This is a genomic window from Microbacterium sp. NPDC090007, from assembly GCF_044748345.1.
Taxonomy (GTDB): domain Bacteria; phylum Actinomycetota; class Actinomycetes; order Actinomycetales; family Microbacteriaceae; genus Microbacterium.
The window spans coordinates 320,449-347,109 of record NZ_JBIVFV010000003.1; the positions used below are offsets into that span (position 1 = coordinate 320,449).

Genomic DNA, 26,661 nt, shown 5'->3' on the forward strand with positions numbered 1-26,661 from the left:
GGTCACGCGTCGGCGGTCTCCACGGACTCGCGCCTCTCGCCCCAGACCTGACGGGCGATCTGGGTGAAGGCTTCGACCGGCTGGGCGCCGCTGACGCCGTACTTGCCGTCGATGACGAAGAAGGGCACGCCCGAGATGCCGAACTGACGGGCCTGTTCCTGATCGGCCCGGACGGCGGCGCGGAAGCGCTGCGACGAGAGCGCCTCGCGAGCGGCATCCTCGTCGAGACCGGCCTCGACCGCCAGGGCGACGAGGTCGTCATCACGGCCGACGTGCTTTCCCTCGAGGAAGTACGCGGACATGAGGATCTCGGCGAGCTCGAGCTGCTTGCCGTTCTCTTTCGCGAAGTGCAGCAGTTCGTGCGCCTTCACGGTGTTCGTGTGCTTGAGGATGTCGAACCGATAGGCGAGACCGGCGTCGGCGGCGACGCCGGTGACGCGGTCGAGCATCTCTCGCGCGGACTCGGGCGAGATGCCCTTGTGCTGCGAGAGGTAGTCGACCTCTCCCCCGTCAAAGTCCTCGGGGGTGTCGGGAGACAGCTCGAACGAGTGGTACTCGATCTCGACGACCGGGGCGTCGTCGTCGGCGGCCGTGGCGGCCAGACCGTTCTCGAGGTTGCGCTTGCCGATGTAGCACCAGGGGCAGGCGATGTCACTCCACACGTCGATCTTGATGGCATCCGTCATATCGCGTGCAACCCTTCCGGTCCGTGATCTATTCCGCTGACGGCATCCGTCAGGCGGTGGGGGTGTCGATCGCGCCGCCGAAGCGACGGTCGCGCGAGAGGTACAGCCCGATCGCGTCCCATAGGTGCGTCCGACGGAAGTCGGGCCACAGCGTGTCGAGGAAGACCATCTCGGCGTACGCCGACTCCCACAGCAGGAAGTTGGAGGTGCGCTGCTCGCCGCTCGAGCGGACGAACAGATCGACGTCGGGCATGTCGGGCTGATACAGGTTCTTGCGGATCAGCTTCTCGGTGACGGCGGACGGCTTGAGCTTGCCGGCGGCGATGTCGTCGCCGATGCGACGCATGGCATCCACGATCTCGACCCGACCCCCGTAGTTGACGCACATCGTCAAGGTCAGCGTGGAGTTCGTCTCGGTGAGCTTCTCTGCGTGCTGCAGCTCCTTGATGACCGATCCCCAGAGGCGCGGCTTGCGACCCGACCAGCGGATGCGGACGCCCCACTCGTTGAGCTGATCGCGGCGGCGGTGCAGGACCTCGCGGTTGAACCCCATCAGAAAGCGCACCTCGTCGGGTGAGCGCGACCAGTTCTCGGTGGAGAAGGCGTAGACCGAGAGATGTCTCACGCCCGCCTGAATGGCGCCGGCGACGACATCGAGCAGTGCGGCCTCTCCCGCGCGATGCCCCTCGACGCGGGTCAGCCCCTGACGATTGGCCCAGCGGCCGTTGCCGTCCATCACGATCGCGACGTGTTCCGGCACGGCCCCTTTGGGGTAGGCCGGCGGGTACTCCCCCGTCCAGTCGAGGGGCCGGTAGGCGACGGCGTCGCGGTGCGTGAAGGGCTTGGGTGTCATCGATGCGACTCCAGGTGCGAGAGGGAGCGGATGCCGCGCTCCAGGTGGAACTGCGCGTACGCGGCGACGAGACCCGAGGCGGCCGCGGTCGTGCGCCCGGGGGCCGTGTCGATGGTGTCCCACTCCCCCGCCATGAGGGCGCGGAGCATGTCGACCGTCTCACGCGCGACACGCGGCGAGCCCGCCGGGGCGCAGGTGGAGCAGACCACGCCGCCCAGCTGCGGGAGGAAGTAGTCATGGTCGCCGACGGTGCCGCAGCGGGCGCACTCGGTCAGGCCGGGCGCCCAGCCCGACAGCGCCATCGCGCGCAGGAGGTACGAGTCGAGCACGCTGCGCTCGGAGTGCTCACCGCGGGCCAGTGAACGCAGTCCCCCGACCAGAAGCAGGTACTGCTGAGGCGTGGCCTCGGCCTCGTTGAGGCGGTCGGCGGTCTCGACCATCGCGCTGGCGGTGGTGTACACGTCGTAGTTCGCCACGATCTCGGCCCCGTACGAGCCGAGCGACTCGGCCTGCTGCACGATGTCGAGGTTGCGCCCCTTGAACAGCTGCACGTCGGCGACCATGAACGGCTCTAGGCGCGAGCCGAATTTCGACGAGGTCCGCCGCACCCCCTTGGCGACCGCGCGGATCTTGCCGTTGCGGCGGCTGAGCAGGGTGAGGATACGGTCCGCCTCCCCGAGCTTGTGGGTACGCAGGACCACGACCTCGTCGCGGTAGGTGGGCACAATCCATTATCGGCCCGCGTCGCCGTGAGCGGCCTGCGCGCCGCGCCCGTCGCCGCCCGCGCGGAACGGGACAATGGATGCCGTGGACACCCCGACCTTCGTCATCCCCCTGTGGGCGGACCTCACCGCCGTCGCCCTCGGCGGGGTGCAGGGCGCGCTCTTCGCCTCGGGATTCCAGGGGCAGCGGCGCCTCGACCTGCTCGGGGTCGCAATCATCGGCATCCTGCTCGGAATGGGCGGAGGTCTCATCCGCGACCTGCTGCTGGGGCTCACCCCCGCGACGCTGCAGAGCAACTGGTACCTGATCACCGCGACGCTCGCCTCGATCGTCGGCATGCTGCTGTCGGGGATCTTCCAGCGACTGAACCGCGCGATCGTCATGCTCGATGCCGTGGTGATCGGTCTGTTCGGCGCGTTCGGCACGTCCAAGGCCCTCGCGCTCGGGATGCCGGCCGTCCCGGCCGTGTTCGTCGGGGTGCTCGCCGCCGCGGGCGGTAGCGTGCTGCGCGACGTGCTGATGGGACTGCCGGTGGCCATCATGCACGTCGGCTCGCTGTACGCGGTGGCGGCCGGCGGCGGGTGCGCCGTGCTGGCCACGACCGCCGCGTTCGCTGTCCCGCTGCCGATCGCGGCGGTGATCGGCGTCGCCGTGACGACGGTCATCCGCGTGCTCGCCGTGCTGTTCGACCTGTCGCTGCCCGAGCAGCGCAAGCTGTATCGCCGCAAGGTCGCGGTCGAGACCACCGGCATCCCGATCATCCGCACCGACGCCGCGGAGTGACCGGCGCGCCCGCCCCGATCGGCGCCACCCGCGCGTGAGGTGCCAGGCCGTGTCGCCCGGGATGCGGCCGTGGCGACAGTTTCTGGCGGCTCGCGCGGGGGTGGCGGCCGGGCGGCGCGGCCCGCAGGCGGCCCGGGTCAGGGGGTGGGGTGAACCTCGTCGCCGACACGGATCGTGCCGCCGCCGTCGACCGGGAGCAGCAGGATACCGAGCGTCGCCTCGTCCTGACCGAACACCCCCGTCAGCACGCGCAGCAGACGCGCGTCGCGCGCCCCGGTGTCGGGGTTCGCGGTGATCGCCGCGCAGCGCTCGATCGGCTTCTGCACCTCGAAGAGCACCTCGCCGATCCGCACCCGTCCGGTCCACGAGAGCTCGGACCACGGCGCGGCTCCCGAGACGACGATGTTCGAACGGAACCGGCGGTCGTCGACGGGCGCAGGAACAGCGGCATCCACTTCGGCGACCGACGCGGCGCCGTGCAGCGAGACGAAGCCCTGCGGGCGGTCCTGGAACCGCGCGGTGCGACCGTCGCCGAGAAGACCGAGGGGCAGGATGCCGTCGGCGTCGAGCAGCGGCGCATCACCGGTCGTGCGCAGGTAGGCGGTGACCGCCTCGGCGAGAAGGGCTCGTCCCTCATCGCTCAGGTCCGCCGTGACGTCGACGTCGTCGACCCGCAGGCGGATCGTGTCCGCCTGGTCGTCGAAGGTCAGATTCACGCGGGCGAGCGAGGGAAAGGTCATGAGCGCCAGTCCGCGGCTCTTCGGAAAGGTCGCGTCTTCGGGCGCGACCGCATCGGCGAAGCGGAAGACGAGGGCGCGGTCCCCCGCGACCCGGCCGTCGGGCTGGATGACGAGGCTCTCGCGCCTTTCGGGCGTGAAACCTTTGACGGGGTAGCGGTAGAGGGCGTCGACGCGGATCACGACGTTCATCCTCGCATCGGTCAGACGCGGGACCCGGACGCGCCGACGCGCCGCCGTCCGACGGGGACGGCGGCGCGTCGCGCGGGATCAGACGCCGGCGAGGGCGCCCGCGGCCTGACGGGTGCGGATCGCTCGGTTCACACCCGACACGATCGCCTTCAGCGACGCGGTCGAGATGTCGCCGTCGATACCGACACCCCACAGTCGCTGGTCGTCGACCTGCAGTTCGACGTAGGCCGCGGCCTGCGCGTCGCCGCCGGAGCTGAGCGCGTGCTCGACGTAGTCGTAGAGCGTCACGTCGAAGCCCTGCGCGCGGATGATCTCGAGGAACGCTGCGACGGGGCCGTTGCCCACAGCCGAGGCCGGGTGCGCGGCATCGCCGTCACGCAGCGAGACATCGAGGTGCACGTCTCCGGACATATCGCTCGACGAGCGCGTCGACAGCAGCTCGAAGCGGCCCCACCGCTGGTCGTCCACAGTCGACGGCAGGTATTCGTCGGTGAAGATGTCCCAGATCTGGGCGCTCGAGACCTCGCCGCCCTCGGCGTCCGTGCGGGCCTGGACCACCCCCGAGAATTCGATCTGGAGCTTGCGCGGCAGGTCGATCGCGTGGTCGGCCTTCAGCAGGTAGGCCACCCCGCCCTTGCCCGACTGAGAGTTGACGCGGATGACGGCCTCGTACGAGCGTCCCAGATCCTTCGGGTCGATCGGCAGGTACGGAACCGCCCATTCGATGTCGTCGACGGTCCTGCCCGAGGCCGCGGCGCGGGCCTCCATCGCTTCGAAGCCCTTCTTGATCGCGTCCTGGTGCGATCCGCTGAACGCGGTGAAGACCAGGTCACCGGCCCACGGGCTGCGCTCGGGCACGGGCAGCTGGTTGCAGTACTCCACCGTGCGCTTGACCTGGTCGATGTCGCTGAAATCGATCTGCGGGTCGATACCCTGCGTCAGCAGGTTGATGCCCAGGGCGATCAGGTCGACGTTGCCGGTGCGCTCTCCGTTGCCGAAGAGGCATCCCTCGATGCGGTCGGCACCGGCCATGTATCCCAGCTCCGCAGCGGCGACGGCGGTGCCGCGGTCGTTGTGGGGGTGCAGCGACAGGATGACGTTCTCGCGGTGGTTCAGGTGGCGCGACATCCACTCGATCGAGTCGGCGTAGACGTTGGGCGTGGCCATCTCGACGGTGGCGGGCAGGTTCAGGATGACTTTGCGCTCGGGCGTCGGCTGGAAGACCTCGAGCACCTCATTGCAGATGCGCAGCGCGAACTCCAGCTCGGTGCCGGTGTAGCTCTCGGGCGAGTACTCGTAGAACACCTGGGTCTGCGGGATCGTCGCCTCGTACTTCTTGCACAGGCGCGCGCCCTCGAGGGCGATGTCGACGATGCCCTGCTCATCGGTGCGGAACACGACCTCGCGCTGCAGCACGGACGTGGAGTTGTACAGGTGCACGATCGCCTGCTTCGCGCCGGCGATCGCCTCGTACGTGCGGGCGATGAGGTGCTCGCGCGCCTGGGTCAGCACCTGGATCGTGACGTCGTCCGGGATCAGGTCCTCTTCGATGAGCTGGCGGACGAAATCGAAGTCGGTCTGGCTGGCGCTGGGGAAACCGACCTCGATCTCTTTATAGCCCATCTTCACGAGCAGGTCGAACATCACGCGCTTGCGCTCCGGGCTCATCGGGTCGATGAGTGCCTGGTTGCCGTCGCGCAGGTCGACGGCGCACCAGCGGGGCGCGGTCTCGATGCGACGGGACGGCCACGTGCGATCGGGGAGGTCGACCCGGATCTGCTCGTGGAAGGGACGGTACTTGTGCACCGGAGCGGACGTGGGCTTCTGCGTGTTCTTCATGATGTGTCGCTTCTTTAGATTCGTTCGGTGGGGCCGACGACGATCTCCGCGACGAGGAAGGCCCTTAGAACGAGGACTCGTCGCGGCAGCTAAGAAGAAGCAGGCCACCGAAGCGCATGCAGCGATCGTAGCAGTCCCTCACGACGCGCCCCGTCGAGCGGCCGCCCACTCCCGGTCGAGGACGGCGTAGACGAGCAGGTCGCTCCAACGCCCCTTGAACCAGGCGTTCTCGACGAAGTGCGCTTCGCGGCGCATACCGATCCGTTCGGCGAGGGCGATCGAGCGCAGGTTGTCGGCGTCGATCTGCGCGGTCAGACGGCGCAGTCCGTACACCTCGAACGCCGTGTCGACGAGCGCGGCGACCGCTTCGGTGGCGAGGCCCCGACCGGTCGCCGCGGGGTGAAGCACCCACCCGATCTCGGCGGACCCGGCAGCGGCATCCAGATGGAACAGCACGAGATCGCCGATCACCGCGCCCTCGTTCTCGACGACCAGCACGACCCCGCCGCTTTCTCCCGCGAGGCTCGTCCGGCCGAAGAGGTGACCGATGCGGGCCCGGATGTCGCCGGGCGTCTGCGGCTCGAACGGAAGGAAGCGGCACACCGCGGCGTCGCCGCGATACGCCGCCATCGCCGTGAGGTCGTCCTCGTGGAACGGCCGCAACCGCACCCGCTCGCGCACGACCTCGAGCGTCTCGGGTTCCGGCTTCAGGGCGAAGGGCGACGTGGTCACGGCAGCAACGCGACCTTGCCGCCGGGATGCCCCTCCATCACGAACCGCACGGCCTCGATCGCATCGGCGAGCGGATACGTGCGGGCGACGGGCACCTCGAGGGCACCGGATGCCGCGAGTTCGAGCACCCGCGCACGCGCGATGTCGCGGAATCGAGCGCTCTCGGGGCGCGCGCCCGCGATCCACAGCACGCCCTCGCTCTTCGCCCGCTCGGGGTCGACGATCGTGACGATGCGGTCGCGTTCCGCGACGAGGGCGAGTGAGACGTCGAACGCCTCGTCGGTGCCCACCGCGTCCCACGCCGCCACGATCGGCGCGTCCCCTGCGACGTCTTCGACCCGGCCGCGCAAGCCGTCGCCGTACGCCACCGGGAGGCCGCCGTAGCGACGGACGCGTTCGGCCGAGTCCTCGGCATCCGGGTTCACCGTGCCGATCACCCGGATCCCGAGGTCGCGCGCCTGCTGCAGCAGGCTGACGCCGACGGCGCCGGACGCCGCGTGCAGCAGCACCGTGTCGCCCTCGACCGCACGCGTGACCTGGATCATCTCGGCGGCGGTCGTCCCGGCCAGCAGGAGGTTGGCAGCCTCGGGGTGAGACAGGCGCGCGGGTTTGGCGAAGACGTCGCAGGCGGCGACCGTGATCTCGGTCGCGTACGCGCCCTGCACGCGGAAGGCCACCACCTCGTCGCCCACCGACACCTCGCCCGAGCCGCCGCGGGCGTCGGGACCGACGGCGATCACTTCTCCCGAGAGCTCGTAGCCGATCGGCACCGGGAACCGTGCGCCGGGGCGCGCGTGCGCCACGTGCTTGGCGTCGGCGGGGTTGATCCCCGCGGCGCGCACGCGGATCGTGACCTCGCCGGCACCGGGAGCCGGCACATCGACCTCGTCGAAGCTCCACCCGTCGATCGGACCGGGAGCGGGGGCCGTCCACCTCTTCGCCATGACTGCACCTTTCGTGGTTCTCGATCGCCGGAGTGCTCGCGGTGGGGTGATGATCCGGACGGGCCGTCGGTGACGGGCGGATCCTCGCTCAGAAGCCGAGGCGGCCGAGCTGCTTGGGGTCGCGCTGCCATTCTTTCGCCACGCGCACGTGGAGCGAGAGGTAGACGCGGCCGCCGACGAGGGGTTCGATGCCGGCACGCGCGCGGGCGCCGACATCGGCGAGGCGCGAGCCCTTCTTGCCGATGATGATGGCCTTCTGGCTGTCGCGCTCGACGACGATGTTGGCCCACACGTCGGTGAGGTCGCTGTCCTCGCGGTCGGCGACGTCGTCGACGGTCACGGCGATCGAGTGCGGCAGTTCGTCGCGCACGCCGTGCAGCGCCGCCTCGCGGATGATCTCGGCGATGCGGTCCTCGAGCGTCTCATCGGTGACCACGTCGTCGGCGTACAGGGCCGGGCCCACCGGCATGAGCGCGAGCAGCTCGTCGCTGAGCACGTCGAGCTGATCGTGGGTGACGGCCGAGAGCGGGATCACCGCCGCCCAGTCCTCGCGCAGCGCGTCGACCTCGACGAGACGCTCGGTGATCTGATCGCGCGTGGCCGCGTCGGTCTTGGTGACCAGAGCGACCTTCTTGGCGCGCGGGTACCCGGACAGCGACTCGGCGATGCGGCGGTCGCCGGGACCGACCTTCTCGGTCGCGGGGGCGCAGAACGCGATCACGTCGACGTCGCCCAGCACCTGCTCGACGAGGTCGTTCAGACGCTGGCCGAGCAGGGTGCGGGGACGATGGATGCCGGGGGTGTCGACCACCACGAGCTGACCGCCGGGGCGGTTGACGATGCCGCGGATCGCGCGACGCGTGGTCTGCGGCTTCTCGCTGGTGATCGCCACCTTCTCGCCCACGAGGGCGTTGGTCAGCGTGGACTTGCCGACGTTCGGCCGGCCCACGAAGGTCACGAAACCGGATCGGGTGTCGGTCATCTGTCGTTCCTTTCACGCGCCGGGACCTCGTCCTCGGCGTCGTCGTCGGCGGCTTGTTCGCTGCGCTCGACGATCACGGTGGCGATGCCTCGATTCCGGCCGCGCGAGGCGCCGCCGGTCATCACGAGGCCGGAGTGCTCGGCGGTCGCGCCGGGCTGGGGGATGCGGCCCAGGGCCTTGCCGAGCAGGCCGCCGATCGAGTCGACGTCCTCGTCGTCGAGCTCGAGGCCGAAGAGGTCGCCGACCTCGTCGAGACCGAGCCGGGCATTGACGCGGAACCGCCCCTCGGGCAGTTCGACGATCTCGGTCGACGGGGCGTCGTACTCGTCGGCGATCTCGCCTACGAGCTCCTCGATGAGATCCTCGAGGGTCACCAGGCCCGCGACGCCGCCGTACTCGTCGACGACGAGGCACACGTGCACGGCATCTTTCTTCATCTGCTGCAGGAGGGTCTCGGCCTTCATCGATTCGGGTACGAAGACCGCCGGCCGCGCGATGCGCCGGATCGGGGCGTCGCGCCACCCGGCCTCGTCGCGGAACCCGAACTGCACGAGATCCTTCAGATAGAGCATGCCCACGATGTCGTCGGCGTCGTCATCGGCCAGGGGGACACGCGAGACGCCCTTGTCGAGGAAGAGCGCGAGCGCTTCGCGCGACGTGGCCGCCGCGTTCACGCTCACCATGTCGGTGCGCGGGACCATGACCTCGCGCACGTAAGTGTCGGTGAAGTCGAAGACGGAGTGGATGAGCTCGCGGTCGTCCTCTTCGATGAGCTCGTTCTCGGCGGCCTCGTCGATGATGCTGAGCAGCTGCTCCTCCGAGGCGAACGAGGTCGAGTGAGGTACGCCGGGGGTGACCCGATTGCCCACCGCGACCAGGCCGTGCGCGAGGGGACCGAGAAGGATCCGCATGCCGCGGATGATCGCCGCGCCCCCGCGCAACAGGCCCCGCGCGTGCTGGCGACCCACCGAGCGCGGGCTCGCGCCGACGGCGACGAACGAGATCCCGGTCATCAGGACCGCCGCGGCGACGACCGCCAGCCAGATGTCGTCGAAGATGAGCATGAACGATGCCGCGACCAGCACCGCGGCGGTCGTCTCGGCCAGGACGCGGATGAACACCACGGCGGTGACGTGCGCGCTCGTGTCGTCGGCGATGCGCCGGAGGGCGCGCGCGTTGCGACCCGAGGAGCCGAGCTCGACCAGGTCGGTGCGCGAGGTCACGCCGAGAGCCGCCTCGGACGCCGCCATCAACCCGCCGAAGGCGACGAGCAGGAAGGCGGCGACGAGGAGGAGGGCTTCGGTCATGCCCGGCGGTGACGCTCGACGGCCTGGAACCCTGCGATCAGCTCCCGCTGCAGCCCGAACATCTCGCGCTCCTCGTCGGGCTCGGCGTGGTCGAACCCCAGCAGGTGCAGCAGCCCGTGCGTGGTGAGCAGGATCAATTCGTCCTGCGTCGAGTGCTTCGCCGCGACCGCTTGGGTCTCGGCGACGGCCGGGCACAGCACGATGTCGCCGAGGAGACCCGCCGGGGTGGGGGCGTCCTCGGACCCGGGTCGCAGCTCATCCATCGGGAAACTCAGCACGTCGGTGGGTCCGGGCTCGTCCATCCACTGCACGTGGAGGGATTCCATCGCGCCCTCGTCGACGAGCACGATGGCGACATCGGCGTCGGCGCTGACGTGCAGCTCGGCCAGGTTGTACTCCATCAGGCGCAGCAGCACCTGCTCGTCGACCTTGTGGTCGGACTCGTTGTTGATCTCGATCGTCATGAGCGGTTTCGTCTCGGGAGGTGATCGCGGGGACCGGCGGCACCGGGGCCGCGTCGCTCCGCACGGGCGGCGAATTCGGATGCCTCGTCGCGTTCGCGACGGGCGGCGAGGCGCTTCTCGTCGTATTCGCTGTACGCGTCGACGATGCGACCCACGAGGTTGTGGCGGACGACGTCGTCGCTGGTGAGGCGGGAGAAGTGGATGTCGTCGATGTCGTCGAGCACACGGGTCACGAGCCGCAGCCCGGACGCACCCTGCGGCAGGTCGACCTGCGTGATGTCGCCGGTGACGACCATGCGCGTGCCGAATCCGAGGCGCGTGAGGAACATCTTCATCTGCTCGGGGGTGGTGTTCTGGGCTTCGTCGAGCACCACGAACGAGTCGTTCAGCGTGCGACCGCGCATGTAGGCCAGGGGCGCGACCTCGATGGTCCCCGTCGCCATGAGCTTCGGGACGATGTCGGGGTCCATCATCTCGTTGAGCGCGTCGTACAGCGGGCGCAGATACGGGTCGATCTTGTCGGTGAGGGTTCCCGGCAGGAACCCGAGCCGCTCCCCCGCCTCGACGGCCGGGCGCGTCAGGATGATGCGATTGACCTCTTTGCGCTGCAGCGCCTGAACCGCTTTGGCCATAGCGAGGTACGTCTTGCCGGTGCCGGCGGGACCGATGCCGAACACGATGGTGTTCTCGTCGATGGCGTCGACGTACTCCTTCTGCCCGGCGGTCTTGGGCCGGATGGTCTTGCCGCGGGACGACAGGATCGCCTCGCCCATGACCTCGGACGGACGGGGCCCGCCGTCGGAGCGCAGCATGCGGTTCGAACTCGACACGTCGGCCGGGTCGAGCCCGTGCCCGGAGCGGGTCATGCTGAGCAGCTCGTCGACGAGCCCGCGCGCCGCGCGGACCTCCGCGGGCCGACCCGAGAGCGTGATCTCGTTGCCGCGCACGTGGACGTCGACGTCGGGGTGCTCCTTCTCGACCACGCGCAGCAGGCGGTCCTGGGGACCGAGCAGCTGCACCATCGCCACTCCGTCGACGGCGATCTGTTCGACGACGGTCTCTTCGGGGGATTCAGCCACCGAGGCTCTTTTCGTTCAGGCCGCCCGCGAGGACATGGGCGTGCACATGGAAGACGGACTGACCGGCGCCCTCGCCGGTGTTGAAGATGAGACGGAAGTCGCCGTCGGCGTGTTCGGCCGCGACCGTGCGGGCGAGACCGATGACCTCGGCGAGCAGCTCCGGATCCGCGGCGGCCAGCTCGGCGACGTCGCGGTACTGAGCGGTCTTGGGGATCACGAGCAGGTGCACCGGTGCCTGCGGGGCGATGTCGCGGATCGCGAAGGCGTTGCCGGTCTCGGCCACGATCTCGGCGGGGATCTCGCCCTGCAGGATGCGGGTGAAGATCGACGGTTCGCTCATGGCATCCAGTCTAGTGACGGCCCCCAACACCCAGGCCCGGTGCCGTGTCGGGGCGCCGCTCGACATCCTGTTCGGGGCGGAACAGTCGTGCCCCAGGGCGTGCGATCCGCCCCGAGACAGAGGGACGGGCGCGGGCGACCGGCGTCACGGCGACGCTCACCAGCGGCCGTGCGCCGCCGACAGCACCGAGATGGCCGCGGCCCCCGCGGTGGACGTGCGCAGCACGGTGTCACCCAGGCGCACGAGGTGCGCGCCGGCTTTCTGCAACGCCTCGAGCTCCTCGGGGGCGATCCCGCCCTCGGGGCCCACCACGAGCACGACATCTCGATCTGCCGGCGGGGTCACCTCGGTCAGACGGGCGGATGCCGACGGTTCCAGCACCAGCACGGTGGACGTCCCCGCGCGTCGAACGAGATCGGCGGTCCGGGCGAGGGTCTCGACCTCGGGGATCCACGCGCGATGCGCCTGCTTGGCCGCCTCGCGCACGATGGTGCGCCAGCGCGCGAGACCCTTCTCGGCCTTGGCATCCCACCGCGACACGCTGCGGGCGGCCTGCCACGGCACGATCGCATCGACACCGAGCTCGGTCGCCGCCTGCACCGCGAGCTCGTCGCGGTCGCCCTTCGCGAGGGCCTGCACCAGCACGAAGCGCGGCGCCGATCCGGGTCGCTCCTCGCGCGCCGTCACCCGGACGTCGACCCGTTTGGGGGTCGCAGCGACGACGGTCCCCGACAGCCACGCGCCGCGGCCGTCGCCCAGGGTGACGGCCTCGTCGACGCGCACGCGCCGGACGGCGGCGGCGTGATGCGCTTCAGCCCCTTCGAGGACCACGGTCTCGCCCGGACGAGCGGATCCCGCCGCGTCGGTGACGAAGTGCAGAGCCACGATCAGTGCCGGAAGCGGTCGCGGAACTTGCTGAACATCCCCTGCTGGTGCTCCGCCAGACGGGGCTTGGGAGCCTTGGTGCGCTTGGCGAACTCCTCGATGAGGGCACGTTCCTTGTGGTCGAGCCGCGTGGGCGTGACCACGTGCACCCCGACCTTGAGGTCGCCGCGCTGGCTGCCGCGCAACGGCGTGATGCCGCGGCCCTTGATGGTCAGCACATCGCCGGATTGCACGCCCGGACGCACGTCGAGGTCGACACCGCCGTCGAGGGACTCGATCGTCGTGGTGGCGCCGAGGATGGCATCCGGCATCGACACTTCGAGCGTGGCCACGAGGTCGTCGCCGTCGCGGCTGAACGCGTCGTGCGCCTCGACGGTGATCTCGAGGTAGAGGTCGCCGTTGGGGCCGCCGGCGGGTCCGACCTCGCCCGAGCCCGGGAGCTGCAGGCGCAGACCCGACTCGACGCCGGCGGGGATGTCCACCGAGACGGTGCGACGGGCGCGGACGCGGCCCTGACCCTGGCACGTGCCGCACGGGTAGGGGATGGTCGTGCCGTGCCCGTGGCAGACGGTGCAGGGCTGGCTCGTCACGACGTTGCCCAGCAGGCTGCGCACGGTGCGCTGCACGTGACCCGAACCGTGGCAGATGTCGCAGGTGACCTCGCTCGTGCCGGGCTGCGTGCACGAGCCCTGGCAGGTCTCGCACAGCACCGCTGTGTCGACCTCGAGGTCGCGGTGCGTGCCGAAGACGACGTCGCCGAGCTGCAGGGTGACGCGCACGAGAGCGTCCTGGCCGCGTTCGCGACGCGAGCGCGGACGTGGGCCGCGACCCCCACCGCCCTGCGCTCCCCCGCCGAAGAACGTCTCGAAGATGTCGCTGAAGCCGCCGAAGCCGGCCGCTCCCCCGCCGCCGAACGGGCTCTGGTCGCCCCCCATGTCGTAACGGCGTCGCTGTTCGGGGTCGCTCAGCACGTCGTACGCGTGCGTCACGAGCTTGAAGCGCTCGGACGCGTCCTCGCCCGGGTTGACATCGGGGTGCAACTGGCGTGCCAGACGCCGGTAGGCCTTCTTGATGTCTTCGGGGCTGGCGTCGCGCTCGACGCCCAGGACCTCGTAGTGGTCAGCCACAATCGCCTTCCTGCCCGCTCACGCGGGGTTGATTCTCTTCGGGGATGCCGTCACCGCGCGCTGTCGTCGTCTTCGAGCATCCGGGTCAGATAGTGCGCGACGGCGCGGACCGCCGCGAGGTTGGAGGAGTAATCCATGCGGGTCGGTCCGAGCAGCCCCACGCGGGCGCCGCCGGTCGAGCCGTCGTACCGACTCGCGAGCACCGAGGCCTCGATGAGACCGAACGGCTCGTTCTCGCGACCGATGCTCGCCGACAGCCCCTTCTCGTCGGCCACCATCTCGCTCATGAGCCGCAGCAGAGTCACCTGCTCCTCGATGGCTTCGAGCAGAGGATAGATGCTGCCGCGGAAGTCGGACTCGCGCTTGGCGAGGGTCGCCGCCCCCGCCATGACGAGGCGGTCCTGGCGGAACTCCTCGAGCTCCTCGCCCACGACGCGCAGCACGGCGTCGGCGATCGCGTCCAGCACGACTCCCGGGCGCGGACCGTCGGCCAGGGCTTCGGCCACACGCTGCGCGCTCTCGGCGACCCCGCGGCCCACGACGACGGTGCCCACGCGGGCGCGCAGCTGCGCGATGTCGGCCTCGCCCGGTTCGACGGGGGCGAAGGCGATGCGCTGAGAGACGCGGCCGGTGTCGGTGACCAGGATGACGAGCACCCGCGGGCCGCCGAGGGCGACCAGCTCGACATGCGTGACGTTCGCGCGCGCGAACGAGGGGTATTGCACGATCGCGACCTGACCGGTGAGCTGCGTCAGGGCACGGACCGTGCGCGCGAGCAGGTCGTCGAGGTCGCCGGCCTCGTCGAGGAACGACGTGATCGCACTGCGCTGCGCGGTCGAGAGCGGGCGCAGCTCGGCGAGGTGGTCGACGAAGACGCGGTAGCCCTTGTCGGTGGGGACGCGCCCCGACGAGGTGTGCGGGGCGACGATGAGGTCTTCGTCCTCGAGCAGTGCCATGTCGTTGCGGATGGTGGCGGCCGACACCCCGAAGGCGTGACGCTCGACGATCGCCTTGCTGCCGACCGGCTCACGGGTGTCGACGTAGTCCTGCACGATCGCGCGCAGCACTTGAAGACCGCGTTCGGACACCATGTGCTGCTCCTCCCGTTTGGCACTCGGCTCGACTGAGTGCCAATTCTACGACGAACGCCTGTCAGGTGCGTCGAGCGGCTCGCGGGCGGCGGCGGTGCCCTGCGCGCCGCGCTCCCCCGCGAGCCGCGCTCCTCTGCTGGCCGCGCTCGTCTGCTGGCCGCGGTCCCCTGCGGGCCGTGCTCCCCCGCGATAAACGCGATTTGTGGCGAGAAACGCGGCCTCGCACCGTTTATCAGCACGAACGGCGTTTATCGAGGGTCGGCGGGGGCGCGCCGCGCGGCGCCCACGCGATGGCGAGAGGCCGCCGATCAGGCCGTCAGCGCTCTCACGACGGCATCGGCCAGCAGGCGTCCGCGGCGGGTGAGCACGACGCGGCCGCGCACGGCATCCGTCCCCTCGATCAGGCCGTCGGCGATGAGGGATGCCACGGCCTTGCGGCCCTCGCCGAGGAGCTCGGACACGGCCAGGCCCTCGCGGATGCGGCTGCGCAGGAGCACCGACTCGAGCCGCCGCGCGGTCTCGTCGGGGCGCTCGCGGGCCGCCGCGGGCGACTCGGAGGCGGCGAGGCGCTGCGCGTAGGCGGCGGGGTGCTTGACGTTCCACCAGCGCAGGCCCGCGACATGGCTGTGCGCGCCGGGCCCGAACCCCCACCAATCCGTCCCGCGCCAGTAGGCGAGGTTGTGCCGGGAGCGGTGGGCGACGCCCCGCGACCAGTTGGACACCTCGTACCAGTCGTAGCCGGCCGCGCCGAGCAGATCGTCGGCCAGTTCGTACATGTCGGCCTGCAGATCGTCGTCGGGCATGGCGACGGCGCCCGAGCGGATCTGACGGGCGAGCTTGGTCCCGTCCTCGACGATCAGCGCATAGGCCGAGACGTGGTCGGGCTCGAGCGCCGTGGCGGTCTCGAGCGAGGCGCGCCAGTCCTCGAGCGACTCCCCCGGCGCCCCGTAGATGAGGTCGACCGAGACGTCCAGGCCCGCTCCCCGGGCCGCGGACACGGCGGTCGCGACGTTCTTCGGATCGTGCGTGCGGTCGAGGGCGGCGAGCACATGCGGCCGGGCGGACTGCATGCCGATCGACAGCCGGGTGACCCCCGCCGCCGCGAGCGTATCGACGACGCGGTCGTCGACGGTGTCGGGGTTGGCTTCGACCGTGACCTCGGCGCCGTCGGCGATTCCGAAGCCCTCGCGCACGGCATCCAGCATGCGGGCCAGATCCCCCGCGGGAAGCAGCGTCGGCGTGCCGCCGCCGAAGAACACGGTGGATGCCGCCCGCCGGCCCCCCGCGGCATCCATCACCCCGGCAGCCAGGCGCACCTCGGCGGCGAGGGTGTCGGCGAAGTCGTCCTGACGGGCGCCGCGCAACTCGCTCGCGGTGTAGGTGTTGAAGTCGCAGTAGCCGCAGCGCACCCGGCAGAACGGGACGTGCAGGTACACACCGAAGTCGGTCGACGCCTCGATCGCCAAGTCGTCGGGCAGTCGTCCGTCGACCGGGGCGGGGTCGCCGAGCGGCAGAGGACCGCCCATCAGGAGGCGTACAACGGCGAGATCGCGCGCAGGTATCGCGTGAACAGCGCCTTACGGCGACGGCGCACCCGGCTCGTGAACAGCCGGTAGGTGGGGGCGGTCGGACGATCGAACGCGCGGACGACGAACCAGACCTCGTCGTTCTCGCGCCACTCGATCGCGAAGAGCTCCTCGCCGCTGACGATCGAATGACCGACCGTGCCGAGGAGGAATCCGACGCGACGGGGCTCCTCGAAGACCGAGATCACGCGCAGCTCGGCGTCGGCGCGGTGGCCGTCGACCTTGCCGTGCAGGCGCACCCCGGTGCCGGGGCTGACGAACGGGGTGCCGTCGGCGGCGAAGCGCTGCTCGGCCTCGAGGCTGCTCGGCGCGACGGGGGCGCCCTCGGCGTCGAACCCGACACCGGAGTATCCGGAATTGGATGCCGGGCGCACGTCGGTGATGCTCAGCTCGCCGGCACGCAGCGGCGCCCACGACAGCAGCAGCTCGGTGGCCGCGACGAATCGCTCCTCGCCACTGCCGATACGCCACGCGTCTTCGGCGGGAAGGGAGTTCTCGGGCGGATACTGCATGAGGTCGTGGGCCTGGGTGGCCCCGACCGCCGCGTAGTCGACCGTGTCGTCCGTGAAGTTCTGCCGGCGCATGATCTCCAGTCTCGGGGAAGCGGATGGGAGGGAGGTGAGCGCCGCTACTTCTTGGTCTCGACGTCGCCGGACAGGGCGGCGATGAAGGCCTCTTGCGGCACCTCGACGCGGCCCACCATCTTCATGCGCTTCTTGCCCTCTTTCTGCTTCTCGAGCAGCTTGCGCTTTCGCGTGATGTCACCGCCGTAGCACTTGGCGAGGACGTCCTTGCGGATCGCGCGGATGGTCTCGCGCGCGATGATGCGGGCACCGATGGCCGCCTGGATGGGCACTTCGAACTGCTGGCGCGGGATGAGCTTGCGCAGACGTTCGGCCATGAGGGTGCCGTAGGCGTAGGCCTTCTCGCGGTGCACGATCGAGCTGAACGCGTCGACCTTGTCGCCCTGCAGCAGGATGTCGACCTTGACCAGGTCGGCGGTCTGCTGGCCGGCCGGTTCGTAGTCGAGGCTCGCGTACCCCTGCGTGCGGCTCTTGAGGTGGTCGAAGAAATCGAACACGATCTCGCCGAGGGGCATGTGGTAGCGCAGCTCGACGCGGTCCTCGCTGAGGTAGTCCATGCCGAGCAGCGTGCCGCGGCGCGACTGGCAGAGCTCCATGACGGTGCCCACGTAGTCCTTGGGCAACAGGATGCCGACCTTGACGATCGGCTCCGACACCGAGGCGACGCGCCCGTCGGGGTACTCGCTGGGGTTGGTGACCGAGACGGTGTCACCCGTGTCGGTGGTGACCTCGTACGTCACCGACGGCGCGGTGGTGATGAGGTCGAGACCGAATTCGCGCGAGAGGCGCTCGGTGATGATCTCGAGGTGCAGCAGGCCGAGGAAGCCGCAGCGGAAGCCGAAACCGAGCGCGACCGAGGTCTCGGGCTCGTACTGCAGCGAGGCGTCGGACAGCTTGAGCTTGTCGAGCGCTTCGCGCAGTTCGGCGTAATCGCTGCCGTCGATCGGGTAGATGCCCGAGAAGACCATGGGCTTCGGGTCGGTGTACCCGGGCAGGGCGTCGGTCGCGGGCTTGCGGTGCGTGGTGATCGTGTCGCCGACCTTCGACTGGCGCACGTCCTTCACGCCGGTGATGAGGTAGCCCACCTCGCCCACGCCCAGTCCCTTGGTGGGCACCGGCTCCGGGCTCGAGACGCCGATCTCGAGGGCCTCGTGGGTCGCGCCCGTCGACATCATCTGCAGGCGCTCGCGCGGCTGGAGCGACCCGTCGATCATGCGCACGTAGGTGACCACGCCGCGGTACGCGTCGTACACCGAGTCGAAGATCATCGCGCGCGCGGGGGCTTCGGCATTGCCGACCGGGGCGGGGATCTTCTCGACGATGAGGTCGAGCAGCTCTTCGACGCCCATACCCGTCTTGCCGCTGACGCGCAGCACGTCGGCGGGGTCGCCGCCGATGAGGCCGGCGAGCTCGGCCGCGTACTTGTCGGGGTCGGCCGCGGGCAGGTCGATCTTGTTCAGCACCGGGATGATCGTCAGATCGTTCTCGAGGGCGAGGTACAGGTTGGCCAGCGTCTGGGCCTCGATGCCCTGGGCGGCGTCGACGAGCAGGATCGCCCCCTCGCACGCGGCGAGCGAGCGGCTGACCTCGTACGTGAAGTCGACGTGACCGGGCGTGTCGATCATGTTGAGGGCGAAGGTGCCGTCGGCCGTGGCCCACGGCATCCGCACCGCCTGCGACTTGATCGTGATGCCGCGCTCGCGCTCGATGTCCATGCGGTCGAGGTACTGCGCCCGCATGTCGCGGTCGCTGACGACGCCGGTGATCTGCAGCATGCGGTCGGCCAACGTCGACTTGCCGTGGTCGATGTGGGCGATGATGCAGAAGTTGCGGATCTGCGCCGGCGGGGTGGCGGACGGCTCGAGGGGCTTCAGGGCGCGCGGTGACATGTTCCGTCGATTCTACGGTGGCGCGCCGACATCGCCGTCCCCGAGGGGCGACTCCGTGGCATTCCGGCTCTTTTACAGTGGATGCCATGACGGTCCAGGTCGTGCTCGTGCACGGCATCCGCACGTCGGCGTCGATGTGGCGTGCGCAGCTCGCGCATCTCGCGCGGCGCGGCAATCCGGCCACCGCCGTCGACCTGCCCGGCCACGGCACGCGCCGCGGCGAGGAGTTCACTCTCGACGAGGCGTTCGCCACGATCGATCGGGCGGTGCAGGATGCCGCCGCCCGCGGCCCCGTGCTGCTCGTCGGGCACTCGATGGGCGGCCTGCTGTCGATCGACTACGTCGGGCGTGAGAAGCCCCCGCCGGTCGCGGCGTTCGTCGCGGCATCCTGCACCTCTCTCCCCCGCGGCGTGGGGCTGGCGGCGTACCGGTTCTTGGCGCGCCGTTTCGACAGCCTGCCCGACCGGGGACTCGGACTGACCAATCGGGTGCTCGATCGCACGCTGCCGCCCGAGACGCGATCGGACTTCGGGGCCGGGGGGTACGCGTTCGACGCCCAGGACACCGCGTTGGCGTCGCTGTCGACGCTGGACCTGCTGGCGGCGCTGCGTCGGATCGACATCCCGCTGTGGTTCGTCAACGGGCAATGGGACCAGCTGCGCGCGAACGAGAAGCTCTTCACCACCGTCGCCGCCCGCGCCGAGCTCATCGTCGTGCCCCGCACGACGCACCTCGTCACCGCGATGCGGCCCCGCGTGTTCAACGCGCTGCTGGAGGTGGCGCTCACCACCGTCGAGGCATCGACCTGATAGACTCGGCCCTTGGCTTGCGTGTGGGGTTTTTCCCGACCTCCACGACCGCCGGTGCAGCGCCCCTCTACCGCTCGCCCGGCACTTCCAACACTCACTCAAACGAAAGACCGTCGACGTGGCGAACATCAAGTCGCAGATCAAGCGCAACAAGACCAACGAGAAGGCGCACGAGCGCAACAAGGCCGTCAAGAGCGAGCTGAAGACGCACGTGCGTCGCGCCCGCCAGGCCGTCCTGGCCGGTGACAAGGAAGCCGCCGAGAAGGCGCTCGCCCTGGCCGGCAAGAAGCTCGACAAGGCCGTGAGCAAGGGTGTCATCCACCAGAACCAGGCCGCGAACCGCAAGTCGGCCATCGCGAAGCAGGTCAACGCTCTCTGAGCCGCAGCCGTTTCGACAGCCCGTCCCGCATCGCGGGGCGGGCTTCGTCGTTGGGGGCGGGTCCGGGCGGTGCGAGGTGGACGCGCGGGCGTCGACCGGCCTCGGGCAGACACAACGGCGGGAGTCGTCGCCGACACGCCGTGTGACGGGCGCGCGTAGCGGCGTGTCGGCCGACGGGCCCGCCGTGGTGTACGCGCGCCGGCGGGAAAGTGGGCGCGCGGGCGGGCGGGTGGACGCCGGCGCGTGGGCGGGTGGGCGCAGGCGCGCGGGCGGGCGAGTGGACGCCGGCGCGTGGGCGGGTGGGCGCAGGCGCGCGGCGGGTGCTCAGTCGCCGTACGGCGCGCGGGTCGCGATCACCGTGACCATGCGTTCGAGGGCGAAGACGGCATCCCGCGATGCTCCCTTGACCTCGGCGTCGGCGCGGGCCGTGGCGTGGATGGCCATGCCCAGGGTGTTGCCGGTCCAGCCGACGAGGTCGCGGCGCGCGCGGTCGACCTGCCAGTCCTTCATCCCCAGGCGTGACGCGAGCATCGACGAGGACTCGCGGGTGCCGGCGACACGGGCCATGGTCCGCAGCTTCATGGCGACGGCGGCGACCAGGGGGACGGGGTCGGCTCCGGATGCCAGGGCGTGGCGCAACGCGAGGAGCGCCGGCCCGTACTGCCCGGCGATGGCGGTGTCGGCGACGGTGAAGGCCGAGGTCTCGACGCGGCCGCCGTAGTAGCGCTCGACGATGCGCTCGTCGATGTCGCCGGGGACGTCGGCGATGAGCTGCTGGCAGGCCGCCGCGAGTTCGGTGAGGTCGTCGGCGAAGGCCGAGACGAGCGAGCGCAGGGCGACGGGGGCGATGCGCTTGTTCGCGGCCTTGAACTCGCCGACGGCGAAGTCGAAGCGGTCGGAGTCGCGCTTGACGGCGGGACAGGCGATCTCGATACCGCCGCCCTGACCGGAACGGATGCCGTCGAGCAGCTTCTTGCCGCGGACGCTCGCGCCGGTGTGGCGCAGCACGACGGTGGCTCCCTCTTGCGTCTGCGAGAGGTACGAGACGGCCTCGGTGAGAAAGGTGTCGCTGCATTTCTCGACGCCGCTGACCCGCACCAGGCGGGGTTCGCCGAACAGCGACGGCGAGGTGACCGCGAGCAGGGTGCCGGCCGCGTAGTCGTCGGCGCGGATGTCGGTGACCTCGAGGCTGGGGTCTTCGCTCTTCAGCATCGAGCGGATGCCGGCGGTCGCCCGTTCGGCGCACACTTCTTCGGGACCGGAGACCAGCACGATCGGCGCCGGCTGCGGAGCCCGCCACGACACCTGCGGGATCGCCGACTTCGCCTTCGCGGGGGCTGCGCGTCGAGGGGCCGGGGTCACTCCCCCAGCCTACCGAGGGGTTCCGACACCGCATGCGCCCGGGGGCGTCCAGCGTGCCGTGAGATCCCGACCCGGGCGTGACGGCAGAACTCACCTCACCTGGCGCGGCACGGCGAGCGGCGCCGAGGGCGGAAAAACGCCGGCGGCCGCGAGCCCCGACCTCGGCGTCACGTTCACCACCTCGCAGATCGCACGTCCGGCCGCCGTCGCGGCATCCAGATCGATCTCCAGCTCATGCCCGTCGGCGCGCAAGGCCCACGCGAGGTCCTCGGTCGCGACGTTGCCCGCCGCCCCGGGGGCGAACGGGCACCCGCCGAGTCCACCGACACTGGCGTCGAGCACCTGTACGCCCACCGATACCGCCGCGAGGGCGTTGGCGATCGCCGTGTGGCGGGTCTCGTGCAGGTGGACGCGGAGGCGGGCGGCATCCCGCACCTCGGGAAGGGCGAACAGGCTTCGCACCTGTCGGGGGACGCCGCAGCCGATGGTGTCGGCGAGAGCCAGCTCCGCCAGGTGCGCGCGGCGACGGGCCTCGGCGGCCACCCACGCGACCTCGGCCTCGGCGACCGCGCCACGGAAGGGACAACCGAACGCGACGGCGATCGTCAGCGTGAGCGGGATGTCGGCGTGGCCGGCCAGCGCGGACGCGGTCTCGAGGTCGTCGAGCAGGCGTGCACGCGTGGTGTTCTGGTTGGCGAGGGCGAATTCCTCGGTCGCCGGGATGACGAAGTTGATCTCGTCGACCCCGGCGTCGATCGCGCGGCGGACACCGCGCTCGTTCAGAGCGAGACCGGCGTAGCGCACATCCGTTCGGCGCGGGACGGCCGCCATGACCGCCTCGGCGTCGGCCATCGTCGGCACGAGCCGCGGATGCACGAACGACACCGCCTCGATCCGCCGCAGACCGCTCGCGACGAGCGACTCGATGAGCGCGAGCTTCGCTGCGGTGGGGGCCACGCGCGCCTCGTTCTGCAAACCGTCGCGCGGGCTGACCTCCACGATCTCGATCGCGCTCACGACTGCTCACCCAGCTCGGCGAGGACCTGCGCGTCGTCCTTGCCGACGACGGCGGAACCGTTGCGGCGGATCCGGCCCGGGGTAACCGATAGTTTGGGCACGATCCCGGGCTGCTGGACGACACCTTCGTCGTCGACGACCGGAACGATCATCTCGCGCGCACGGAAGAGTTCGGCGTCGTAGATCTCGGCGATCGAGTTCACCAGGCTCGCGGGCACTCCCCCGGTCTCGAGGCGCTTTTCGAGCTCGGCCGCGGGCAGGGTCGCAGCCCACGCCGCGATGACGGCATCCAAGTCGTCCTGGTGCGCGCCTCGAGAGGCGTGATCGACGAAGCGTTCGTCGTCCGCCAAGTCGGGGGTCCCCATCACGTGGCACAGACGACGGAACACCGTGTCCTGATTGGCGGCGATGACCACCCAGGTGTCATCGGAGGACCGATAGATGTTCGAGGGCGCGATGCCGTCCAAGCGCGATCCACTCGGCTGGCCGACGACTCCGGAGTGGCCGTATTCGGCGACCGCGCCCTCGAGCATCGAGAAGCAGGACTCCACCAGAGAGACGTCGACGATCTGTCCGCGTCCGCCCCCGCGCGCGTCGCGCCAGTAGAGCGCCGTGAGCACGCCCTGCACCGCGTACAGCGACGCCAGCGCATCACCGAGCGAGATGCCCGTTCGCGGCGGCGCCTGGCCCGGGTAGCCGTTGAGATGGCGCAGCCCTCCGGTCGCCTCGGCGACAGCGGCGTACCCCGCCTTGTGCGCCATGGGTCCGGTCTGCCCGTATCCGGAGACGCGCGCGATCACGAGACCGGGGTTGGTCCGCCAGAGCGTGTCGGGTCCCAGTCCCAGGCGTTCGAGGGTTCCGGGACGGAAATTCTCGACGAGCACGTCGGCCTCGTCGAGGAGCGCGCGGACGGTGGCCAGATCCTCGGCATCCTTCAGATCGAGGGCGACGAATCGCTTGCCACGTGATTGCACCGCCCACCACAGCGAGCGTTCACCGTCGCGCACCCGGCCCCACACGCGCATCGGGTCCGGCGAGCGGGGGTTCTCGACCTTGATCACGTCGGCGCCGAAGTCGGCGAAGACCCGGCCGGCCATGGGGCCGGCGATCAGAGACCCCAGCTCGATGACTTTCACCCCCGTCAGGGGTTGCTCGGTGTGCGGGTGCATGACGGATCGCCTCCTGGAGGGTGGATGGTCCCAGCGCGATCCTAGGCACCTCGCGCTCCGTCGGGATCCGCGTGGACCCCGCGGGCCGACCGAGGGAGCGGTGGATGCCGTCGGCTCGGGCGGATCGAAGGGCACCGGCGAGCGCTCCCGCCACAGTCGCAGGCCGCCGTCCTCCCCCGTCCAGACAGCCAGGGCCCCCTCTCTGTCGGTGCGCCCCACGACGGTGCCGGTGGATCGCAGGATCTCGAGCAGCGAGGCGGTGGGGTGGCCGTAGCGGTTGTCCGCTCCCACGCCGATCAGCCCGATCGCCGCGTGCAGTCGCCGGTACAACTCGGGATCCTGATCGGCACTGCCGTGGTGCGAGACCTTGACGACGTCGACCCGTGGGACATCGACCCGGCGCAGGAGCTGCTCCTGCGGCTCTTCGCCGAGGTCGCCGAGCAGCACGGTGCGGGGGAAGCCCGCTCCGACGACGTCGAGAGCGACACTGGCGTCATTGCCCGGCTCGACGCGCGGGAGCGGCCCGAGGGCCTGCCATCGTGTCGCTCCCACCGTTCCGCTCATCCCCGGGGTGGCCGAGACGAGGCGTGCCCCGGCCTGGGCGAAGTCGTCGAGCAGGCGCTGATCGGCCGGCTCCCCGACGGGTCCGTGCACCACGGTCGTCGCCCGACCGAGGATCGCCGGCGATCCGCCGACGTGGTCGAGGTCGAAGTGCGTCAGGACGACGAGATCGAGCCGGTCGATGCCGAAGCGCGTCAGGCATTCGTCGAGCGCGTCGGGCTCCGGTCCGGTGTCGACGAGCGCCACCGCCGATCCCGAGCGCCAGAGAGTGGCATCCCCCTGCCCGACGTCGCACATCGCCACTTGCCAGGATGCCGGGAGGGTGAGGGGACCGGCGACCGTCCGCACCGCGGTGAGTCCCGCGAGGAGCCCCGTCACGACGGCCACGGTCAGCGCGGCGAGGACGCTCGTCCGCCGCCATCGCGGGGGCGCGATGATCGCGAGGGCCGTCGCCGCGCTCACGGCGGACAGCAGCGCCGCGCCGAACGCGCCGTCCGGCCAGGGCAGGTTCTGCGCCGCGATCCCGGCGGTGGCGTGTGCGACGGCGGCGATCCAGGTCGCGGGCACCCACACCAGGGCGGTGAGTCCGTCGCGCAGCCACGGGAACGGTGCGATGCACGCGAGGGCTCCGGCGATGGTCGCGGGCGCCGCGGCGGGGTCGGCGAGCATGTTCGCCACGACGCCGAGAAGCGGCACGTGGGGGTCGATGAGCACGATGAGGGGTCCGCAGACCAGCTGCGCCGACAGCGGCACCGCGATCGCCAGGCCGAGGGCCCGCGGCATCCATCGGGTCAGCCCTCGCGCGAGCGGGCGGGCCAGGGTGAGCAGGGCGCCGGTGGCCGCCGCCGACAGGGCGAACCCGATCGACAGCGACAGCCACGGGTCGATGACGAGCAGGGCCGTCACCGCGAGCGAGAGGACGGCGACGCCGACCGCGGGTCTGCCCAGCGACAGGGCCAAGAGCGCGACGAGGGCCATCACGGCGGCGCGGATCACACTCGGCTCGGGAGTGACGAGCGCCACGAAACCCGCGAGGACGATCGCCGCCCCGGCGATGCGCACGGCGCGCGACGCACCGCACAGCGCGAGCACCGCGAAGGCGGCGCCGACGACGATCGCGCAGTTCGCGCCCGAGACCGCGGTGAGATGCGAGAGGGATGACGCGTTCATCGCCGCCTCGGTGCCGCTGTCGAGGAGGCTCGTGTCGCCCACCGCCAGACCGGGGACGAGCCCTGCGCCGGGCTGCGGGAGCCCCGCGGTGGAGTGTACGAGCCCGCGGCGGACGTCTTCAAGGGCGCCCCACACGCCCGGCGGCGACGTCGTCCGCTGCACGGTGTCGGCCCGTATCCAGAGCAGCGCGCGCGCTGTCGGGTCGGCGGGCACGGCGCGACCGGTGACGGTGACCGTGCTGCCGAGACCGACCGGACGCAGCGCGTCACGGGCGTCCGCCGTGACGGCCACGCGCGCGGGAACCGCGCCGGTCATCGTGTGCGCCCCCGCGGTCACCTCCTCGGCGACCGCGTCGAACCACGCGCTGCCGTCGGGGCGGACGTCGACGCGCCCGGTCACGGTGGCGGTCACCGTCAGCGCGCGTCCGCCGGTCAGTCGCGCCTCATCGAGGGTCGCACGGGTCGGTACGGTCGCCGCCACTCCCGCGGCAGCGGCGGCGGCGAAGGCGAGCGCCACCGTGAGAACGGTGACGGCGACGCTCCGCCGCCGGGCGAGCGCCGCGAGTGAGATGACGGCGGCCCCACCCAGCACGACGGTGAGCGGTCGTGGGTCGGGCATCGAGACCGCCGTGCCGGCCGCGGCCCACGTGATCGCGGCGACCACCACCGACCGCAGGGCGCGTCGGCGCAGAGCCCCTCTCTCGCTCACACCCGCACCAGATCGCGCAGGCCCTCGAGCATCTTGTCGCCGATCCCCGGCACCGACAGCAGATCGTCGACGCTGGTGAACCGGCCGTTCTCGTCCCTCCACGCGATGATGCGGTCCGCCATGGCCGGTCCGACGCGCGGCAGCGTGTCGAGCTGCTCCCGGGTCGCCGTGTTCAGGTCTATCAGCCCGTCCGAGGCCCCGGTCGTGCCCGCCGCGGGTGCGCCGGAGGGCGTCGCACCCACGACGGGCACGACGATCTGCTCGCCGTCGGCCACCGGACGGGCGAGGTTGACGCCGTCGCGCGCGGCGTCGTCGGCGAACCCGCCGGCCAGGGCCACGGCATCCGCCACCCGATCCCCCACCTCGAGCCGGTACAGCCCCGCTCGCCGCACCGCTCCGGCGACGTGCACGTAGAGTCCCGCCTCGACGGGGGCGCTCGCGAGGGCGGATGCCGTGGGCCCGGCCGTGATCGTCTGGGCTCCGGTGGCGCCCCGGAGCATCCCGATTGCAACCGTCACCGCGAACGCCACGAGGACAAGAACGATCACGGCGCCGACACCGAGTCGGCGACGAGCGTCCGGAGCCACGACCACGGGCTGGGCGGAACGGGCGTCCGCAGGGTCGGGGCCGGGTTCGATGGTCACGCCGACACGCTACGAAGCC

The 26,661-nt window shown here is 70.8% G+C and carries 25 protein-coding genes; 3 read left to right on the plus strand and 22 right to left on the minus strand.

Annotation, left to right across the window (positions count from 1 at the left end):
• Nucleotides 1-2 precede the first annotated feature (2 nt).
• Genes ACIPVB_RS12760 through recO form a run of 3 tightly spaced genes read right to left on the minus strand, consistent with a single transcriptional unit; the run spans nt 3 to nt 2,264 of the window.
• The gene (locus ACIPVB_RS12760; RefSeq protein WP_400369367.1) at nt 3-686 is read right to left on the minus strand and encodes a DsbA family protein; all 684 of its coding nucleotides are present in this window, start codon (nt 684-686) and stop codon (nt 3-5) included.
• Nucleotides 687-735: 49 nt separating this feature from the next.
• Nucleotides 736-1,539: an isoprenyl transferase gene (locus ACIPVB_RS12765; RefSeq protein ID WP_400369368.1), complete on the minus strand. Its 804-nt coding sequence runs from the start codon at nt 1,537-1,539 to the stop codon at nt 736-738.
• Nucleotides 1,536-2,264, minus strand: a complete 729-nt coding sequence (gene recO / locus ACIPVB_RS12770; protein WP_400369369.1) for a DNA repair protein RecO — start codon at nt 2,262-2,264, stop codon at nt 1,536-1,538. The genes ACIPVB_RS12765 and recO overlap by 4 nt, the downstream gene beginning before the upstream one ends.
• Before the next feature lie 82 nt (nt 2,265-2,346).
• On the opposite strand from recO, the gene ACIPVB_RS12775 reads away from it, so the two are divergent.
• The gene (locus ACIPVB_RS12775) at nt 2,347-3,045 is read left to right on the plus strand and encodes a trimeric intracellular cation channel family protein (RefSeq protein ID WP_400369370.1); all 699 of its coding nucleotides are present in this window, start codon (nt 2,347-2,349) and stop codon (nt 3,043-3,045) included.
• A gap of 137 nt (nt 3,046-3,182) precedes the next feature.
• On the opposite strand, the gene ACIPVB_RS12780 is transcribed toward ACIPVB_RS12775, so the two are convergent.
• From ACIPVB_RS12780 to lepA, 15 genes are all read right to left on the minus strand, one after another.
• Nucleotides 3,183-3,974, minus strand: a complete 792-nt coding sequence (locus ACIPVB_RS12780; protein WP_400369372.1) for an MOSC domain-containing protein — start codon at nt 3,972-3,974, stop codon at nt 3,183-3,185.
• Nucleotides 3,975-4,052: 78 nt separating this feature from the next.
• A complete protein-coding gene (gene leuA / locus ACIPVB_RS12785) occupies nt 4,053-5,813 on the minus strand; it encodes a 2-isopropylmalate synthase (RefSeq protein WP_400369373.1) in 1,761 nt (586 codons plus the stop codon).
• A 138-nt stretch (nt 5,814-5,951) separates the two neighbouring features.
• A complete protein-coding gene (locus ACIPVB_RS12790) occupies nt 5,952-6,545 on the minus strand; it encodes a GNAT family N-acetyltransferase (protein WP_400369374.1) in 594 nt (197 codons plus the stop codon).
• Nucleotides 6,542-7,489: a zinc-binding alcohol dehydrogenase family protein gene (locus ACIPVB_RS12795; protein WP_400369376.1), complete on the minus strand. Its 948-nt coding sequence runs from the start codon at nt 7,487-7,489 to the stop codon at nt 6,542-6,544. Before ACIPVB_RS12795 ends, ACIPVB_RS12790 begins: the two co-directional genes overlap by 4 nt.
• Nucleotides 7,490-7,577: 88 nt before the next feature.
• Entirely contained in the window at nt 7,578-8,471 is an 894-nt protein-coding gene (gene era / locus ACIPVB_RS12800) for a GTPase Era (RefSeq protein ID WP_400369377.1), read from the minus strand.
• A complete protein-coding gene (locus ACIPVB_RS12805) occupies nt 8,468-9,778 on the minus strand; it encodes a hemolysin family protein (protein ID WP_400369379.1) in 1,311 nt (436 codons plus the stop codon). The genes era and ACIPVB_RS12805 overlap by 4 nt, the downstream gene beginning before the upstream one ends.
• Nucleotides 9,775-10,242 (minus strand): rRNA maturation RNase YbeY, encoded by a 468-nt coding sequence (gene ybeY, locus ACIPVB_RS12810; protein WP_400369381.1) that lies wholly within the window; start codon nt 10,240-10,242, stop codon nt 9,775-9,777. Before ybeY ends, ACIPVB_RS12805 begins: the two co-directional genes overlap by 4 nt.
• On the minus strand, nt 10,239-11,264 hold the full coding sequence (locus tag ACIPVB_RS12815) for a PhoH family protein (RefSeq protein ID WP_400369454.1): 1,026 nt from the start codon (nt 11,262-11,264) through the stop codon (nt 10,239-10,241). Before ACIPVB_RS12815 ends, ybeY begins: the two co-directional genes overlap by 4 nt.
• 49 nt (nt 11,265-11,313) lie before the next feature.
• The gene (locus tag ACIPVB_RS12820) at nt 11,314-11,661 is read right to left on the minus strand and encodes an HIT domain-containing protein (protein ID WP_400369382.1); all 348 of its coding nucleotides are present in this window, start codon (nt 11,659-11,661) and stop codon (nt 11,314-11,316) included.
• Between the two features lie 156 nt (nt 11,662-11,817).
• A complete protein-coding gene (locus tag ACIPVB_RS12825; protein WP_400369383.1) occupies nt 11,818-12,546 on the minus strand; it encodes a 16S rRNA (uracil(1498)-N(3))-methyltransferase in 729 nt (242 codons plus the stop codon).
• 2 nt (nt 12,547-12,548) lie between these two features.
• A complete protein-coding gene (dnaJ, locus tag ACIPVB_RS12830) occupies nt 12,549-13,673 on the minus strand; it encodes a molecular chaperone DnaJ (protein ID WP_400369385.1) in 1,125 nt (374 codons plus the stop codon).
• A gap of 50 nt (nt 13,674-13,723) precedes the next feature.
• Nucleotides 13,724-14,764 (minus strand): heat-inducible transcriptional repressor HrcA, encoded by a 1,041-nt coding sequence (gene hrcA / locus ACIPVB_RS12835; RefSeq protein WP_400369386.1) that lies wholly within the window; start codon nt 14,762-14,764, stop codon nt 13,724-13,726.
• A 308-nt stretch (nt 14,765-15,072) separates the two neighbouring features.
• The gene (hemW, locus tag ACIPVB_RS12840; protein WP_400369388.1) at nt 15,073-16,290 is read right to left on the minus strand and encodes a radical SAM family heme chaperone HemW; all 1,218 of its coding nucleotides are present in this window, start codon (nt 16,288-16,290) and stop codon (nt 15,073-15,075) included.
• Nucleotides 16,290-16,934 carry a DUF1990 family protein gene (locus ACIPVB_RS12845; protein WP_400369389.1) on the minus strand — a complete coding sequence of 215 codons (645 nt, stop codon included), beginning with the start codon at nt 16,932-16,934 and terminating at the stop codon, nt 16,290-16,292. Before ACIPVB_RS12845 ends, hemW begins: the two co-directional genes overlap by 1 nt.
• A 44-nt stretch (nt 16,935-16,978) precedes the next feature.
• Nucleotides 16,979-18,823 carry a translation elongation factor 4 gene (gene lepA, locus ACIPVB_RS12850; protein ID WP_400369390.1) on the minus strand — a complete coding sequence of 615 codons (1,845 nt, stop codon included), beginning with the start codon at nt 18,821-18,823 and terminating at the stop codon, nt 16,979-16,981.
• A gap of 86 nt (nt 18,824-18,909) precedes the next feature.
• Between lepA and ACIPVB_RS12855 the strand changes: the two genes are divergently transcribed.
• Nucleotides 18,910-19,632, plus strand: coding sequence for an alpha/beta fold hydrolase (locus tag ACIPVB_RS12855; protein ID WP_400369391.1), 723 nt, complete (start codon nt 18,910-18,912; stop codon nt 19,630-19,632).
• A gap of 118 nt (nt 19,633-19,750) precedes the next feature.
• On the plus strand, nt 19,751-20,011 hold the full coding sequence (gene rpsT / locus ACIPVB_RS12860) for a 30S ribosomal protein S20 (RefSeq protein WP_400369393.1): 261 nt from the start codon (nt 19,751-19,753) through the stop codon (nt 20,009-20,011).
• A gap of 324 nt (nt 20,012-20,335) precedes the next feature.
• On the opposite strand, the gene holA is transcribed toward rpsT, so the two are convergent.
• The 4 genes from holA to ACIPVB_RS12880 form a co-directional block, all read right to left on the minus strand.
• Complete coding sequence (holA, locus tag ACIPVB_RS12865) at nt 20,336-21,373, minus strand: DNA polymerase III subunit delta (protein WP_400369394.1); 1,038 nt, start codon at nt 21,371-21,373, stop codon at nt 20,336-20,338.
• 90 nt (nt 21,374-21,463) lie between these two features.
• The gene (locus tag ACIPVB_RS12870; RefSeq protein WP_400369395.1) at nt 21,464-22,390 is read right to left on the minus strand and encodes a hydroxymethylglutaryl-CoA lyase; all 927 of its coding nucleotides are present in this window, start codon (nt 22,388-22,390) and stop codon (nt 21,464-21,466) included.
• Nucleotides 22,387-25,998: a ComEC/Rec2 family competence protein gene (locus ACIPVB_RS12875; protein ID WP_400369396.1), complete on the minus strand. Its 3,612-nt coding sequence runs from the start codon at nt 25,996-25,998 to the stop codon at nt 22,387-22,389. The genes ACIPVB_RS12870 and ACIPVB_RS12875 overlap by 4 nt, the downstream gene beginning before the upstream one ends.
• Nucleotides 25,995-26,642 (minus strand): helix-hairpin-helix domain-containing protein, encoded by a 648-nt coding sequence (locus ACIPVB_RS12880; protein ID WP_400369397.1) that lies wholly within the window; start codon nt 26,640-26,642, stop codon nt 25,995-25,997. The genes ACIPVB_RS12875 and ACIPVB_RS12880 overlap by 4 nt, the downstream gene beginning before the upstream one ends.
• Between the last annotated feature and the right edge of the window lie 19 nt (nt 26,643-26,661).